The organism is Pseudomonas citronellolis, assembly GCF_001586155.1.
In the GTDB taxonomy this organism is placed as follows: Bacteria; Pseudomonadota; Gammaproteobacteria; order Pseudomonadales; family Pseudomonadaceae; genus Pseudomonas; species Pseudomonas citronellolis.
Genome location: NZ_CP014158.1, coordinates 1586611 through 1601870 on the forward strand (window position 1 = coordinate 1586611; position 15260 = coordinate 1601870).

Sequence of the window (15260 nt, forward strand, 5' to 3'; positions counted from 1 at the left end):
TCATATTTTATTCGGTGGCCGATTGCGTCATCATCGAACGCACTCCGCAAGCCCGAATGGATGGACACGCACATGAGCGAACCCAGGACCCTGCTGCTCACCGGCGCCAGCCGCGGCATCGGCCACGCCACCGTGAAGCACTTCAACGCCGCCGGCTGGCGCGTGTTCACCGCCTCGCGCCAGGACTGGGTGGCCGAATGCCCCTGGGCCGAGGGGCTGCTCAACCACATCCATCTGGACCTCGAGGACATCGCCAGCGTCGAGGCCGCCCTGCCAGCCATCCGCGAGAAGCTCGGCGGTCGCCTGGACGCCCTGGTGAACAACGCCGGCATTTCGCCCAAGGGCCCGGAAGGCCAGCGCATGGGCGTGCTGGAGAGCGACTACGGCACCTGGCTGAAGGTGTTCAACGTCAACCTGTTCTCCACCGCGCTGCTGGCCCGCGGGCTGTTCGAGGAGCTGAAGGCGGCCCAGGGCAGCATCATCAACGTCACCTCCATCGCCGGCTCGCGGGTGCACCCCTTCGCCGGCGTCGCCTATGCCTCGTCCAAGGCCGCGCTGGCGGCGCTGACCCGCGAGATGGCCTACGACTTCGGCCGCCACGGCGTGCGGGTGAACGCCATTGCGCCGGGGGAAATCGATACTTCGATCCTGTCGTCGGGCACCGAACTGATCGTCGAGCGCGACATCCCCATGCACCGCCTGGGCAAGCCGGAGGAGGTCGCCTCGCTGATCCACTTCCTCTGCACCCAGGGGGCTTCGTACGTGAACGGCGCGGAAATCCACGTCAACGGCGGCCAGCACGTCTGAGCCGGTGGCTGGCAATTCGCCGGCCAGCACCGCATCATCGCGCCCGGAACCTGCGAGGAGCCCATGAACTACCCCATCGACGGCCTCAACCACGCCTACCTGGGCAGCGGCGTCTACGCGCTGCTGCGCGAGGCGCTGATCACCGGACGCTTCCAGCCCGACGACCGCCTGCGCATCCGCGACCTGGCGCAGCAACTGGGCACCAGCGTGACGCCGGTGCGCGACGCCATCCTGCAACTGGCCAAGGAGCAGGCCCTGGTGCTGCGCACGCCGCGGGACATCCGCGTGCCGGTGCTGAGCCGCGAGCAATACCTGGAAATCCGCAGCATCCGCGTGGCCCTGGAGGGCCTGGCCGCCGAGACCGCGGCCAGCCGCGTCACGCCCGCGCAACTGGCGATGCTGGAGAAGAACATCCGCGACAACCTCGCGGCCATCCACGCCGACGACCTGGTGGCGGCGCTCAAGCTCAACCAGGCCTTCCACTTCGCCCTCGCCGAGATCGCCGGCATGCCGCTGCTCAAGGGCTTCCTCGACAGCCTGTGGATGCGCACCGGGCCGCTGATCGCGCGGACCTACGGCAGCTTCAACGAACGCATGGCGGTGGAGCACCACTGGGAAGTGCTGCACGCGCTGCAGCAAGGCGATGGCGTGGCAGCCCGCGCAGCCATCTGCGCCGACCTCACCGACGGCAGCCAGAAGATGCTGGAGTTCCTCGCCCAGCGCGAAGAGGACGAGGCGCGGGCGGCGGGGTGAATCCCCCCATGGGAATGGCGCGGGTGGGGCCGCGTAGGAGCGGATCTCATCCGCGAACCGCGCCGGTGGGGCCGGCTATCGCGGACAAGGTCCGCTCCTACTCGCGAACGGTGTTTACCGGCGGCAACTGTGTTTCGGATTGACTCCGCTCCCTTTCCCCAACCCTCTCCCGCAAGCGGGAGAGGGGGCTGTCCGTGCGACCGGGGAGGGAGGTTTCATCCTGCCGTTTTCGCAGCTCCGCAGAGGGCGCAGTCGTAGGATGGGTTGAGCGAAGCGATACCCATCGCCAGGACTCGACCCATCCTGCGAAGAGCCAAAGAAAAACGGCCCCGAAGGGCCGTTTTCTCTTGCCGCAAGAGGCTCAACCCCCCAGGTAGGCGTCGCGCACCTTGGGGTTGACCAGCAGGTTGGCGCCGGTGTCCTGCATCACGATGTGGCCGTTCTCCAGCACGTAGCCGCGGTCGGCGAGCTTCAGCGCCTGGTTGGCGTTCTGCTCGACGAGGAAGACGGTCACGCCTTCGCTGCGCAGCTGTTCGATGATGTCGAAGATCTGCTGGATGATGATCGGCGCCAGGCCCAGGGATGGCTCGTCGAGCAGCAGCAGCTTGGGCTTGCTCATCAGCGCGCGGCCGATGGCGAGCATCTGCTGCTCGCCGCCGGACATGGTGCCGCCGCGCTGGCTGAAGCGTTCCTTCAGGCGCGGGAACAGGCCCAGGACGCGGTCCATCTGCTCCTGGTAGTCGCCCTTGCTGGTGAAGAAACCGCCCATGGCCAGGTTTTCCTCGACGGTCAGGCGGGCGAACACCCGGCGGCCTTCGGGGACCACCGCGATGCTCTTGCGCATGATGTGCGAAGACTCCTGGCCGACCAGTTCCTCGCCGAGGTACTTGATGCTGCCGGAGGCCGCCCGCGGCGAGCCGCAGAGGGTCATCAGCAGGGTCGACTTGCCGGCGCCGTTGGCGCCGATCAGGGTGACGATCTCGCCCTGCTGCACTTCCAGGCTGACCTCGTGCAGGGCCTGGATCTTGCCGTAGAAGGTGGAGACCTTGTCGAACTTCAGCATGGCTCAGGCCTCCCCCAGATAGGCTTTGATCACGTCCGGATTGTCGCGGATCTGCTCCGGGGTACCGTCGGCCAGGGGCGTGCCCTGGTTGATCACGTAGATGTGGTCGGAAATGCTCATCACCAGCTTCATGTCGTGCTCGATCAGCAGCACGGTCACGCCGTGCTCGGCGCGCAGCATGGCGATCAGCGCCTTGAGGTCCTCGGTCTCGCGCGGGTTGAGGCCGGCGGCCGGCTCGTCGAGCATGAGGATCTGCGGGCGCGTCATCATGCAGCGGGCGATCTCCAGGCGGCGCTGCTGGCCGTAGGCCAGGGTGCCGGCCGGGCGGTTGGCGACGTCCTTGAGGTTGACCACTTCCAGCCAATGCGCCGCGTAGTCCAGCGCCTCGGCCTCGGCGCGGCGGAACCCGGGGGTCTTCAGCAGGCCGGCGAAGAAGTTGGTGTTGATGTGGCGGTGCTGGGCCACCAGCAGGTTCTCCACCGCGGTCATTTCCTTGAACAGGCGGACGTTCTGGAAGGTGCGCACCACGCCGCGGTGGGCGATCTTGTGGCCCGGCAGGCCCTGGATGGGCTCGCCGCGCAGCAGGATCTGCCCGCCGGTGGGCTGGTAGAAGCCGGTCAGGCAGTTGAACACGGTGGTCTTGCCGGCACCGTTGGGGCCGATCATCGAGACCACCTGCTTTTCCTCGACCTTGAGCGCGACGCCGTTGACGGCCAGCAGGCCGCCGAAGCGCATGGTCAGGCCGGATACTTCAAGAATCGGTCGACTCATTTACGCAACTCCAGGTGCGGGCGCTGCATCGGCAGCAGGCCCTGCGGACGCCAGATCATCATCAGCACCATGATGGCGCCGAACATCAACATGCGGTACTCGCTGAACTCGCGCATCAGCTCGGGCAGCAGGATCATCACCACGGCGGCGAGGATCACGCCCAGCTGCGAGCCCATTCCGCCGAGGACGACGATGGCGAGGATAGTGGCCGACTCGATGAAGGTGAACGACTCCGGGGTCACCAGGCCCTGGCGCGCGGCGAAGAAGCTGCCGGCGAACCCGGCGAAGCAGGCGCCGAGGGTGAAGGCGGAGAGCTTGATGATGGTCGGGTTCAGGCCCAGCGCGCGGCAGGCGATCTCGTCTTCGCGCAGCGCTTCCCAGGCGCGGCCCAGGGGCATGCGCAGCAGGCGGTTGATGACGAACAGCACCAGCAGCACCAGCAGCAGCGCCACCAGGTAGAGGAACACGACCTTGTAGTTGGAGTTGTAGGCGATGCCGAAGAACTCGTGGAAGGTCTGCATGCCCTCGGGGGCGCGGCGCTCGAAGGTCAGGCCGAGCAGGGTGGGCTTCTCGATGCTGCTGATGCCGTTGGGGCCGCCGGTCAGGCCGGTGAGGTTGCGCAGCAGCACGCGGATGATCTCGCCGAAGCCCAGGGTCACGATCGCCAGGTAGTCGCCGCGCAGGCGCAGCACCGGGAAACCGAGCAGGAAGCCGAACAGCGCGGCCATCGCCCCGGCGATCGGCAGGCAGGTCCAGAAGCCCAGGCCGTAGTAGTGCGAGAGCAGCGCGTAGCTGTAGGCGCCCACGGCGTAGAAGCCGACGTAGCCCAGGTCGAGCAGGCCGGCGAGGCCCACCACGATGTTCAGGCCCAGGCCCAGCAGCACGTAGATCAGCACCAGGGTGGCGATGTCCACCGCCCCGCGCGAGCCCCAGAAGGGCCAGGCCAGGGCGACCAGGATCATCACGATGATCACCTTGCGCTGCACCGAAGGCTGCGTCAGCGAGCGGTACAGGAAGTTGTTCTCGCCCATGTGCAGGGTACGGCCACGGCTGAAGCTGAAGCGATCGCGCACCAGTTGCCAGACGAACATGGCCACGGCGCACGCGGCGATGGTCCACAGGGTGCTGGGGCTGACGCCTTCCAGCTGCAGGCCGATGCCGATGACGCTGAGTTTCAGGCCGAGGATCGGGTAGGCCACCGCCAGCACCAGCAGGGCGCTGAAGAAAGCCGTCTTGAGTCGCTTGTTCATACCTTCTCCACCTCCGGACGACCGAGCAGACCGGTGGGGCGGAACAGCAGCACCAGGACCAGCAGGCTGAAGGCCACCACGTCCTTGTACTGGTCGCCGAACACGTCGGCGCCGAAGGCTTCGGCGACGCCCAGCACCAGGCCGCCGAGCATGGCGCCCGGGATGCTGCCGATGCCACCGAGCACCGCGGCGGTGAAGGCCTTGATGCCGGCGAGGAAGCCGATGTTCGGGTTGATCACGCCGTACTGCAGGCCCAGCAGCACCGCGGCCACGGCGGCCAGGGTGGCGCCGATGACGAAGGTCAGGGCGATGATGTTGTTGGTGTTGATCCCCAGCAGGTTGGCCATCTTGATGTCCTCGGCGCAGGCGCGGCAGGCGCGGCCCAGGCGGGAACGGGAGATGAACAGGCTGAGGCCGTACATGGCCAGCAGGGTGACGATGAAGATCAGCACCTGCATGTACGAGACGGTCACCCCGTAGGTGGGATCGCCGAAGACGAAGTTCCCCGGCAGCAGGTTGGGGATGGCCTTGTCCTTGGAATCCTGGGCGAGCAGGACCTCGTTCTGCAGGAAGATCGACATGCCGATGGCCGAGATCAGCGGGATCAGCCGGTTGCTGCCGCGCAGCGGGCGGTAGGCGATCCGTTCGATGCTGTAGCCATAGGCGCTGGTGACGATGATGGCGGCGGCGAAGGTGCAGAAGATGACGATCGGCAGGCTGACGATCCCCATCATGGCCAGGCCGGTGATCACGATGAAGGCTACGTACGAGCCGATCATGTAGACCTCGCCATGGGCGAAGTTGATCATGCCGATGATGCCGTAGACCATGGTGTAGCCGATGGCGATCAGGGCATAGGTGCTGCCAACGGTAAGGCCGTTGACCAGCTGTTGCAGGTAGTGATAGAGCTCAGGCATCACCTAACTCCTCGGGCGTCGCGTGAAGCGGCGCTTGTGGCGCGACGGACCCCCGGAATACGCGGAATAAACAAAGCCCACTGCGGGCGCAGTGGGCTCTGGACCTCAGGCGGCAGACCTTATTTGACTTCGGTCTTGGTGCCGTCCTTGTGCCACTGGTAGACCACGAAGTTGAAGTTCTTCAGGTCGCCCTTCTCGTCGAAGGCCAGGGCGCCGGTGGGCGTGTCGAAGGTGTTGCTGCGCAGGGCGGCGGCGACCTTTTCGGTATCTTCGCTGCCGGCTTTCTTGATGCCGTCGGCGATGACCTGCACGGCGGCGTAGGCCGGGAACACGAACGGGCCGCTCGGGTCCTGGTTCTTGGCCTTGAAGGCGGCGACCAGGGCCTGGTTCTTCGGATCCTGGTCGAAGGACTTCGGCAGGGTCACGTACAGGCCTTCGGAAGCGGGGCCTGCGATGGCGGAGATTTCCTTGTTGCCGACGCCTTCCGGGCCCATGAAGCCGACTTTCAGGCCTTTCTCGGAAGTCTGGCGCAGCAGCAGGCCCAGTTCCGGGTGGTAGCCGCCGTAGTAGACGAAGTCGACCTTGGCCTGCTTGAGCTTGGCGATCAGCGAGGAGAAGTCCTTGTCGCCGGCGTTGATGCCTTCGAACAGGGCGACTTTCACGCCGGCGTCTTCCAGGGTCTTCTTGACCGCGGTGGCGATGCCTTCGCCGTACTGCTGCTTGTCGTGGATGACCGCGACGATCTTCGGCTTGACGTGCTCGGCGATGAACTTGCCGGCGGTCGGGCCCTGCATGTTGTCCAGGCCGATGGTGCGGAAGATCAGCTTGTAGCCGCGGCTGGTGATGTCCGGGCTGGTGGAGGCCGGGGAGATCATCAGGACGCCTTCGTCCTCGTAGATGTCCGAGGCCGGCTGAGTGGAGCTGGAGCACAGGTGGCCGACGACGAACTTGACGCCGTCGTTGACGATCTTGTTGGCGACCGCCACGGCCTGCTTCGGATCGCAGGCGTCATCGTAGACCACGCCTTCGAGCTGCTTGCCGTCGACGCCGCCGGCCTTGTTGATCTGTTCGATGGCCATCTTGGCGCCGACGAACTCCATCTCCCCGTACTGGGCGACCGCACCGGTCACCGGACCGGCCAGGGCGATCTTGATGGTATCGGCGGCCATCGAATAGCTGGCGACGCCGGCCAGGGCCATGGCGGTCAACAGTTTGGAAAGACGTTGGGTACCCTTTTTCATAATGCTCCACTCTTTCTTGTGTTTTCGTTCTTGTGGTTCGTGGCCGCGGTTCGACGGGCTTTGCGCCCGGGGGAAGCCGCCGGCAACTGTACCGGTACAGTGTAGAGTGCCGCTTCGCCGCTTGAAAAGCCGCTGGCGGCGGGGCGTTTCGCCCCATGTCGCAAAGACGAAACAAACGTATAGAAAAACGGCGTTGTGCCAGTAGCCCTCCTTTGGTCACATCCACCCCCGCGCAACTCCCGGGAAACTTGCCTGGCGACGACCGGGCGGTATCATGGCGCCGCCTGATTTCCCGGTGAGTACCATGACTGAACAAACTAGCACCCTCTATGCCAAGCTGCTCGGCGAGACCGCGATGATTTCCTGGCAGGAGCTGCAGCCGTTCTTCGCCCGCGGCGCCCTGCTGCAGGTGGGCGAGGCCGTCGACCTGGTGGAGGCCGCGCAGGCCGTGGCCGAGGACGACCGCCAGAAGGTCGCCGCCTGGCTGGCCAGCGGCGACCTGGCGCGGGTCGACGAGGCCCGCGCCCGCGACTTCCTGGAGCGCGACCCGCAGCTGTGGGCGGTGGTGGTGGCGCCCTGGGTGCTGGTTCAGGAGCGTGCGGAAAAAAACACGCTGCATTGACCCGGGGCGGCTTGCGTTGCCCGCAGGCGAGCTAGACTTGCGTGACCACTGCAAGGAGTCACGTCATGTTCGAGCCTGGTCACCTGCATCTTCACGCCCTGCCGGGCCTTGACCAGCAGGCGCTGGATATCAACCTGTACTACGAGATTCGCCACGACGCCGAGAAGGGCGCCTACGTCCACTTCACCATGGACGGCAGCATCGACGGCAATGCCTTCAAGGAAGAGTTCGACATGCCCAAGGACCAGGCCTTCAACTTCGCCAGCGATGCCACCCGCATTGCGCAGAAGCATGGCCTGCACCCGCGCTTCGGGCCGATCGTGCGTATCCACAAGGAATACGATGCGATGTTCGAGGACATCCGCGTCAAGCTGGGCACCCAACCGGGCGACCCGGTGGACCTGGACAAGGTGCTCCATGGCGGCGAGTGAGCCGCGATACGAAGAAGCCCGGCGTGTCAGGCTGTGTGAAAACCCGAGCGGCTCTTCGAAGAGTGCGTTCCTACGTGAAATCTGAAAAGGCTTGGCTATTCAGCCAACCCAGAATCCGCGTAGAAACGCGAAATCCAGGTTGTTTTTTAACCAGCTGGACCGATCCGGAGGTTTTCACACAGCCTGGTGTGCCGGGCTTTTTCATGGGCGCGAAACCGCTGGGTTGCCACCGGTAACCGCGGACGGCGTCTCCCGCAAGGCGCAGGAGAAACACCGTCGTAGGATGGTGTTGAGCGAAGCGATACCCATCACCGCAACCGCATGGGTTTCGCAAGCTCAACACCATCCTACGAAAAGCCATGCTCGCTCATGCGGTAGGAGCGGACTCCGTCCGCGATTCGGCGGATAACGCCGTAGGTTGTCAGGCGCTGACCCACCGCTGCCGCGCCCAGGCGCTGAGGCTGTCGACGCCCAGCACCAGCACCAGCATGGCGAGGATCACCGTGGCCGCCTGGGCCTGCTGGAACAGGCTGAGGCTGAAGTAGAGCATCTGCCCCAGGCCGCCGGCGCCGACGAAGCCGAGCACGCTGGCCATGCGGATGTTGTTCTCCCAGCGGTAGAGGATGTAGGCCACCAGCTGCGGCCAGACCGCCGGCAGGGTGCCGTAGGCGAAGGCGGCGACCCGCCCGCTGCCGCCCAGGCGCAGGGCCTCGGCGGGTTCGGCCGGGGTGTTTTCCAGGGCTTCGGCGAACAGCCGGCCGAGCACGCCGCCGGTGTGCAGGGCCAGGGCCAGGGTGCCGGCGTTGGGGCCCAGGCCCGCGGCCAGCACCATGAGCGCGCCCCATACCAGTTCCGGCACCGCGCGCAGGGCGTTGAGGACGAAGCGCGCCAGGCTCTGCGCGGCGGCGCCGAAGCGGCCGGCGGCCGGCAGGGCGAAGAGCATCCCCAGCAGCGCCGCGAGCAATGTGCCCAGGGCCGACATGGCCAGGGTTTCCAGGGCGCCGCGGCCCACCGCGCTCAGGTGCGTGGCGGACAGGTCCGGCGGGAAGAAGTCGCGGGCGTAGCCGAGCATCTGCCGCAGCCCTTCGCCGCTGAGCAGGCCGTCGCTGTCGACTTGCAGGTAGACGAAGGAGGCCGCCACCGCGAGCAGGATCGCCAGGCTCCAGCCGATGGCGCGCAAGAGGCCGGCGCGGGCGCGGTTCATTCCAGCCTCCGGCGCAGGAAGCGGCTGAGCTGGTCGGCGCCCAGCACCAGCAGCAGGAAGGTCAGCAGGATGCTCGCCACCTCGCCGCCGGCGAACATGCGCAGCGACAGGTCGACCTGCTGGCCGAGCCCGCCGGCGCCGACGAAGCCCATGACCACCGAGGCGCGGATGGCGCACTCCCAGCGGTACACGGTGTAGGAGATCATCTCGCTCGCCGCCTGGGGCAGCAGGCCGTAGGCGAAGGCGCCCAGGCGCGAGCCGCCGCCCAGCAGCAGCGCGCGGGTGGGGCGCGGGTCCACCGATTCGAAGATTTCCGCGTAGACCTTGCCGAGCATGCCGCCGTAGGTGATGGCGATGGCCATGACGCCGGCAGTGGGGCCCAGGCCGACGGCGCGGACGAACAGCAGCGCCCAGACGATTTCCGGGATGCTGCGCAGCACGATCAGCAGCAGCCGCACCGGCCAGCGCAGGGCGCGCGCCCACCAGGCCGGCAGGCCGCCGCGGGGCAGGGCGGACAGCGATAGCGCGCGGGTGGCCAGCAGCGCGGCGGGGAAGGCGATCAGCCAGGCCAGGGCCATGCCGGCGGTGGCGATGGCCAGGGTTTCCAGGGTGGCGCGGCCGAGGATGGCGAGGAATTCGGCGTCGTGGGCCGGCGGCCAGAAGCCGGCGAGGAAGCCGGCCATGGTGCGCGCGTTGTCGCCAGTGAACAGGCCGGGGATGTCCAGTTCGCTCAGGCGCAGGCCGGGCCACAGCAACAGCAGCGCCAGAGCGGTCAGCAGCAGCCGCGGCAGGGCGGCGGGGTCGCGGGGTTTCAGCATCGCGGGATCTGCACCACGTGCAGGGGCTCGACCGGCGCCGGAGCATCCAGGCTCAGTTGCTCGTTGGCGTAGAGCTGCTGCAGGTCGTCCGGGCTGACGCTGGCGGCCGGCTTGTCGAAGACGATGCGGCCGTCGCGGATGCCGACGATGCGCGGGAAGTGCGCCAGGGCCAGGTCCACCGCGTGCAGGCTGGCCAGCAGCGTCAGGCCACGGTTGGCGGCCTCGCGGGTGAGCAGGTCGAGGGTGTGCCCGGCGAGCACCGGGTCCATCGCCGAGACCGGCTCGTCGGCCAGCAGCAGCTGCGGCTGCTGGTACAGCGCGCGGGCGATGCCGACGCGCTGCAGCTGGCCGCCGGAAAGCTGGTCGCAGCGCTGGAACAGCTTGTCGGCCAGGTCCAGGCTGCGCAGGGCCTCGCGGGCGCCGTCGATGTCCAGCGGGTAGAGCAGGCTGGCCAGGCTCTTCCACAGCGGCCACTGGCCGAGGCGCCCGGCCAGCACGGCGTTGACCACCCGCTGGCGCGGCGGCAGCGGCGGCGCCTGGTGGATCAGGCCGATGCGCGCGCGCAGACGCTGGCGGGCCCGGGCGCCCAGGCGCCAGGGCTGGCTGCCGAGCAGTTCGATCTCGCCATGGCTGGGCTTCAGCGCGGTGGCCAGCACGCGCAGCAGGGTGGTCTTGCCGGCGCCCGAGGGGCCGATGATCGCCACCCGCTCGCCGGCCTCGACGCTCAGGTCGATGCCGGCGAGGGCGCGCTGGCCGTTGGCGTGCTGGTGCTCCACGCCGGTCAGGCGCAGGCTCACTTCAACAGGCCGGCGGCTCGGGCCGACTCCTCGATGCCCTTGTAGTTCTCGGGCTTGGTCTCGATGAAGCGGCTGGCCGCCTGCAGGTCGAGGATGGCCTTGTCGCGCGGCTTGCTCGGGTCGAGGTCGAGGAAGGCCTGCTTGATCTTCTCGGCCAGGGCCGGGTCGAGGTTGCCGCGCACGGTCCAGTTGTAGTCGTAGTAGGTCGGGGTGGTGGCGAAGACCTTCACTTTATTGGTGTCGACCTTGCCGGCGTCCACCAGCTTCTGCCACACCGAGGCGTTGAGCACGCCGGCGTCCACCTTGCCGGCCTGGACCCAGGCCACGGTGGCGTCGTGGGCGCCGGAGTAGGCCACGCGGGAGAAGAACTGCTCGGGGACGATGCCGTCCTTCTGCATGAAGTAGCGCGGCATCAGGCTGCCGGAGGTGGAGGATACCGAGCCGAAGGCGAAGGTCTTGCCCTTGAGGTCCTGCAGCGACTTCACGTGCGGGTCGGCGCTGATGAATTTGCTGGTGAACTGCTGGTCCTGCTCGCGCTGCACCAGCGGAATGGCGTTGCCGGTCTTCAGCCGCGCCTGGACGAAGGTGAAGCCGCCCAGCCAGGCCATGTCCAGGCGGTCGGCGGCCAGGGCCTCGACCACGCCGGCATAGTCGGACACCGGGATGAACTTCACCGGCATGCCCAGGCGTTCCTGCAGGTATTCGCCCAGCGGCTTGAACTTGCGCAACAGCTCGGTGGGGGCTTCGTCGGGGATCGCCGAGACCTTGAGTTCCTTCAGGGTTTCGGCCTGGGTGAAGCTGGCGGAAAGGGACAGCGCAAAGCAGGCGGCGAGCGCCAGGGTGCGTTTCAGCATGGGAGCAGTCTCCGGTTCAATAGCGGAAAAAGCCTGGGAAGTATAGTGGCGGTCTGCCGGTGCGCGTGGAAATGACCACGGCGGGCTCGCAGGCTCGGCGAAGGCGGCGGTGGACGGTTAAGATGGCCGTCCCCGTGCCCGCCATTTTGCCCGACAGGAGCCATCCATGTCTGCCTTGCCCTCCATTGCCTTCGCCGGCCTCGGCCTGATGGGCGTGCCCATGAGCCGCCGCCTGCTGGCCGCCGGCTACCCGTTGACCGTGTGGAACCGCTCCGCCGCCAAGCGCGAGCTGCTGGCCGGGGAGGGCGCCCGCGCCGCGCAGAGCCCCGCGCAGCTGTGCGCGGATGCCGGGATCGTCATGCTCTGCCTGGCCGACACCGCCGCCGTGCGCGAGGTGGTGTTCGGCCCCGGCGGCATCGTCGAAGGGGCGAAACCGGGGCAGTTGCTGGTGGACTTCTCCAGCCTGGAACCGGCCGCCACCCGCGAGATGGCCGCCGAGCTGGAAGCCCGCAGCGGCATGCGCTGGATCGATGCGCCGGTTTCCGGCGGCACCCCGGGCGCCGAGGCCGGCAGCCTGGCGATAATGGCCGGCGGCCGGGTGGAGGACATCGAGCGCGTCCGCCCCGTCCTCGCCCACCTCGGCCAGCGCCTGACGCGCATGGGCGAGGTCGGCGCCGGCCAGGTGACCAAGGTGTGCAACCAGATGATCGTCGCCTGCAACGCCCTGGTGATCGCCGAAGTGGTGGCCCTGGCGGAGAGCGCCGGGGTCGACGCCAGCCTGATCGCCCCGGCCCTGGCCGGCGGTTTCGCCGATTCCAAGCCCTTGCAGATCCTCGCCCCGCAGATGGCCGAGAGCCGCTTCGAACCCATCAAGTGGCACGTGCGCACCCTGCTCAAGGACCTGGACACCGCGGTGAAGCTGGCCCGCGAGCAGGGCTCGGCCACGCCCATGAGCGGCCTGGCCGCGCAGCTGATGCGCCTGCACGGCAGCCAGGGCCACCTGGAGCACGACCCGGCCACCCTGGTCGAGCAGTACCGCCAACCCCGCGATTGAGGAAAGCCGCCATGCCGATCTGCGCCAACCTGTCCCTGTTGTTCACCGAACTGCCGCTGATCGAGCGCGTGCGCGCCGCCGCCGAGGCCGGTTTCGCCGGGGTGGAGATCCAGTTTCCCTACGAGGTGCCGGCCGCGGCATTGCAGGCCGAGCTGCAGCGCAGTGGCCTGCCGCTGGTGCTGTTCAATCTGCCGGCCGGCGACCTGATGCAGGGCGGCGCCGGGCTGGCCGCGGTGCCGGGGCGCGAGGTGCAGTTCGCCGCCGGGCTGCGCCAGGCCCTGGAGTACGCCGAGGTGCTGCGGCCGCAGAAGGTCAACGTGCTGGCCGGGCGCCTGGCCGAGGGCGTCGAACGCGAGCAGGCGCTGGCGCTGCTGGCCGAACACCTGCGGCAGACCGCCGAGGCCTTCGCCGGGCGCGGCATCGCGGTGCTGATGGAGGCGATCAACCTGCACGACATGCCCGGCTTCCTGCTCAACACCCCGCAGCATCTGCTGGACATGCTGGCGCGCGTCGGCCACTCGAACCTGGCGGCGCAGCTGGACTTCTACCACATGGCGCGCATGGGCCTGGACCTGGCCGACTGCGTGCGCCAGCTGCAAGGGCATATCGGCCACGTGCAGTTCGCCGACGCCCCCGAGCGCGGCGAGCCGGGCAGCGGCGAACTGGATTTCGAGCCGGCGCTGGCGGCCCTGCGGGCCCAGGGCTACGCCGGTTGGCTGGGCGCCGAATACCGCCCGGTCGGCGCCACCAGCGCTGGCCTGGGCTGGTTGCCGGCTTGGCGGGAACGTCTGAAATCGGCCTGAGCCGACAAACGTTGTATCGATTCAGTGGCAAATTTGACACTTTTTTGACTAACTGATCAGTAGATTCGGCGCGCCCGCCGCGACGGCGGGCGATGCCGTTCTTTCCGCTGCGCCCAGTCAAGGAGTGCCTCGATGTCCGAGGGCAACCGCCGCCTGTTACCCACCATCAGTTCCAACCGCCTGGTCCTGCTGTTTTCCCTGGCCCTGGTGCTGTTCTACAACCTCGCCACCTGGAAGGCCCTGGATGGCCTGGTGCCGCTGCAGGGGGCGTACCGCATCGCCTTCTTCGCTTCCTTCGGCGTCTTCCTCTGGGCCGCCTTCACCCTGTTGCTGACCCTGGTGTCGTTCCGCCCGCTGCTCAAGCCGGCGCTGACCCTGGTAGCGTTGTGCTCGGCCGCCGCGGCCTACTTCATGAACAGCTACGGCATCGCCATCGACACGGTGATGGTGCAGAACGTCTTCGAGACCAACCCGGGCGAGGCCGAGGCGCTGTTCAGCGGCCGGCTGGTGGCCTACCTGCTGCTGCTCGGGGCGCTGCCCTCGGCGCTGGTCTGGGCGCTGCCGGTGGCCTACAAGCCGTTCCTGCGCGGGCTGCTGAACAAGGTGCTGGTGGTGTTCGCCTGCGTGGCCGCGGTGGCGGTGATGGTGGGTAGCTTCTATTCCACCTACGCGCCGATCTTCCGCGAGGAAGACAAGCTGACCCACTTCATCAACCCGACCAACTACATCTACGCCGTGAGCAAGTACGGCAAGCAGCGCCTGGGCATCAAGAAGGCCGACCTGGTGGTGCAGAAGATCGGCGAGGACGCGGTGCAGAGCGCCAAGGCCGCGCAGCGGGCGAAGAAGTCGCTGTTCGTCTTCGTGGTCGGCGAGACCGCGCGGGCCGACCACTTCTCGCTCAATGGCTACGCCCGGCAGACCAACCCGGAGCTGGCGAAGCTGGACATCCTCAACTTCACCCAGGTGCATTCCTGCGGGACTTCCACCGCGGTCTCGGTACCCTGCATGTTCTCCAAGTTCCCCCGCGAGGACTACAGCGACAAGAAGGGCAAGACCTACGAGAGCCTGCTGGACGTGCTGCAGCGCGCCGGCCTGCAGGTGCTCTGGCTGGACAACAACAGCGACTGCAAGGGCACCTGCCTGCGCGTGCCGCACCGCGACATCCCGAAGAACCAGCCCGGGCCGTTCTGCGATGGCAACCGCTGCCTGGACGAGGCCCTGCTGCAGGACCTGCAGGCGTACATCGATGGCCTGAAGGACAACGCCATCATCGTCCTGCACGCCGACGGCAGCCACGGCCCGGAGTACTACGACCGCTACCCGGCGGACATGGAGCGCTTCAAGCCGGTGTGCCGCACCAACCAGTTGGGCAGCTGTTCGAAGGACGAGCTGGTGAACGTCTACGACAACACCATCCTCTACACCGACTTCTTCCTGTCGAAGGTCATCGAGCTGCTGAAGAAGAACAGCGACAGGTACGACACCTCGATGCTCTACGTCTCCGACCATGGCGAGTCGCTGGGCGAGAACGGCGTGTACCTGCACGCCGCGCCCTATGCCATTGCCCCGGCGGCGCAGACCCACGTGCCCATGGTGATGTGGTTCGGCCCCTCGACCCTGCGCGACCTGGGCATCGACCGCGGCTGCCTGGCCGGCAAGCGCGACGAGCAGGACCTGAGCCACGACAACCTGTTCCACTCGGTGCTCGGCCTGCTGGACGTGCGCACCAGCCTGTACCAGCCGGGCCTGGACATCTTCCACTCCTGCCGCGGCAACGCGGTGGCGGCGGGCGAATGACGCCGCTCCTACAGGGCGTTCCAGGTGAAAAAAAAAGGCCGTGCGGGTCACCCCGCACGGCCTTTTTCGTTTCGTGGG

At 67.5% G+C, this 15260-nt stretch carries 16 protein-coding genes; 7 read left to right on the forward strand and 9 right to left on the reverse strand.

Annotated elements, in window-relative coordinates; genetic code table 11:
• Positions 1 to 72: 72 nt before the first annotated feature.
• On the forward strand, positions 73 to 807 hold the full coding sequence (locus PcP3B5_RS07215) for an SDR family NAD(P)-dependent oxidoreductase (protein ID WP_009620642.1): 735 nt from the start codon (positions 73 to 75) through the stop codon (positions 805 to 807).
• Between the two features lie 63 nt (positions 808 to 870).
• A complete protein-coding gene (locus PcP3B5_RS07220; RefSeq protein WP_061560910.1) occupies positions 871 to 1560 on the forward strand; it encodes a GntR family transcriptional regulator in 690 nt (229 codons plus the stop codon).
• A gap of 361 nt (positions 1561 to 1921) precedes the next feature.
• Here the strand turns inward: PcP3B5_RS07220 and PcP3B5_RS07225 are convergent, their stop codons facing one another.
• The 5 genes from PcP3B5_RS07225 to PcP3B5_RS07245 form a co-directional block, all read right to left on the reverse strand.
• Positions 1922 to 2623 carry an ATP-binding cassette domain-containing protein gene (locus tag PcP3B5_RS07225; protein WP_009620638.1) on the reverse strand — a complete coding sequence of 234 codons (702 nt, stop codon included), beginning with the start codon at positions 2621 to 2623 and terminating at the stop codon, positions 1922 to 1924.
• A gap of 3 nt (positions 2624 to 2626) precedes the next feature.
• Positions 2627 to 3394, reverse strand: coding sequence for a high-affinity branched-chain amino acid ABC transporter ATP-binding protein LivG (gene livG / locus PcP3B5_RS07230; RefSeq protein ID WP_009620637.1), 768 nt, complete (start codon positions 3392 to 3394; stop codon positions 2627 to 2629).
• The gene (locus tag PcP3B5_RS07235; RefSeq protein WP_058488743.1) at positions 3391 to 4644 is read right to left on the reverse strand and encodes a high-affinity branched-chain amino acid ABC transporter permease LivM; all 1254 of its coding nucleotides are present in this window, start codon (positions 4642 to 4644) and stop codon (positions 3391 to 3393) included. Before PcP3B5_RS07235 ends, livG begins: the two co-directional genes overlap by 4 nt.
• Positions 4641 to 5561 (reverse strand): high-affinity branched-chain amino acid ABC transporter permease LivH, encoded by a 921-nt coding sequence (gene livH, locus PcP3B5_RS07240; protein WP_009620635.1) that lies wholly within the window; start codon positions 5559 to 5561, stop codon positions 4641 to 4643. Before livH ends, PcP3B5_RS07235 begins: the two co-directional genes overlap by 4 nt.
• Positions 5562 to 5680: 119 nt before the next feature.
• Positions 5681 to 6802: a branched-chain amino acid ABC transporter substrate-binding protein gene (locus PcP3B5_RS07245; protein WP_009620634.1), complete on the reverse strand. Its 1122-nt coding sequence runs from the start codon at positions 6800 to 6802 to the stop codon at positions 5681 to 5683.
• 304 nt (positions 6803 to 7106) lie between these two features.
• Between PcP3B5_RS07245 and PcP3B5_RS07250 the strand changes: the two genes are divergently transcribed.
• Together PcP3B5_RS07250 and PcP3B5_RS07255 are read left to right on the forward strand one after the other, a co-directional pair.
• Positions 7107 to 7424: a DUF2288 domain-containing protein gene (locus PcP3B5_RS07250; protein ID WP_043272537.1), complete on the forward strand. Its 318-nt coding sequence runs from the start codon at positions 7107 to 7109 to the stop codon at positions 7422 to 7424.
• Between the two features lie 65 nt (positions 7425 to 7489).
• Positions 7490 to 7855: a DUF5064 family protein gene (locus PcP3B5_RS07255; protein ID WP_009620632.1), complete on the forward strand. Its 366-nt coding sequence runs from the start codon at positions 7490 to 7492 to the stop codon at positions 7853 to 7855.
• 421 nt (positions 7856 to 8276) lie between these two features.
• On the opposite strand, the gene phnE is transcribed toward PcP3B5_RS07255, so the two are convergent.
• The 4 genes from phnE to PcP3B5_RS07275 are packed head-to-tail and all read right to left on the reverse strand — an operon-like array spanning position 8277 to position 11528.
• The gene (phnE, locus tag PcP3B5_RS07260) at positions 8277 to 9059 is read right to left on the reverse strand and encodes a phosphonate ABC transporter, permease protein PhnE (protein WP_061560911.1); all 783 of its coding nucleotides are present in this window, start codon (positions 9057 to 9059) and stop codon (positions 8277 to 8279) included.
• On the reverse strand, positions 9056 to 9877 hold the full coding sequence (locus PcP3B5_RS07265; protein ID WP_061560912.1) for a PhnE/PtxC family ABC transporter permease: 822 nt from the start codon (positions 9875 to 9877) through the stop codon (positions 9056 to 9058). Before PcP3B5_RS07265 ends, phnE begins: the two co-directional genes overlap by 4 nt.
• On the reverse strand, positions 9871 to 10674 hold the full coding sequence (locus PcP3B5_RS07270) for a phosphonate ABC transporter ATP-binding protein (RefSeq protein ID WP_009620628.1): 804 nt from the start codon (positions 10672 to 10674) through the stop codon (positions 9871 to 9873). The genes PcP3B5_RS07265 and PcP3B5_RS07270 overlap by 7 nt, the downstream gene beginning before the upstream one ends.
• On the reverse strand, positions 10671 to 11528 hold the full coding sequence (locus PcP3B5_RS07275) for a putative selenate ABC transporter substrate-binding protein (protein WP_061560913.1): 858 nt from the start codon (positions 11526 to 11528) through the stop codon (positions 10671 to 10673). Before PcP3B5_RS07275 ends, PcP3B5_RS07270 begins: the two co-directional genes overlap by 4 nt.
• Positions 11529 to 11694: 166 nt before the next feature.
• Here PcP3B5_RS07275 and PcP3B5_RS07280 point away from each other — a divergent pair, with 166 nt between their 5' ends.
• The 3 genes from PcP3B5_RS07280 to PcP3B5_RS07290 all read left to right on the forward strand — a co-directional run bounded on the left by PcP3B5_RS07280 (position 11695) and on the right by PcP3B5_RS07290 (position 15182).
• The gene (locus PcP3B5_RS07280; RefSeq protein WP_061560914.1) at positions 11695 to 12582 is read left to right on the forward strand and encodes an NAD(P)-dependent oxidoreductase; all 888 of its coding nucleotides are present in this window, start codon (positions 11695 to 11697) and stop codon (positions 12580 to 12582) included.
• Between the two features lie 11 nt (positions 12583 to 12593).
• Complete coding sequence (locus tag PcP3B5_RS07285) at positions 12594 to 13385, forward strand: hydroxypyruvate isomerase family protein (protein WP_061560915.1); 792 nt, start codon at positions 12594 to 12596, stop codon at positions 13383 to 13385.
• A 132-nt stretch (positions 13386 to 13517) separates the two neighbouring features.
• The gene (locus tag PcP3B5_RS07290; protein ID WP_061560916.1) at positions 13518 to 15182 is read left to right on the forward strand and encodes a phosphoethanolamine transferase; all 1665 of its coding nucleotides are present in this window, start codon (positions 13518 to 13520) and stop codon (positions 15180 to 15182) included.
• The last annotated feature ends 78 nt before the right edge of the window (positions 15183 to 15260 follow it).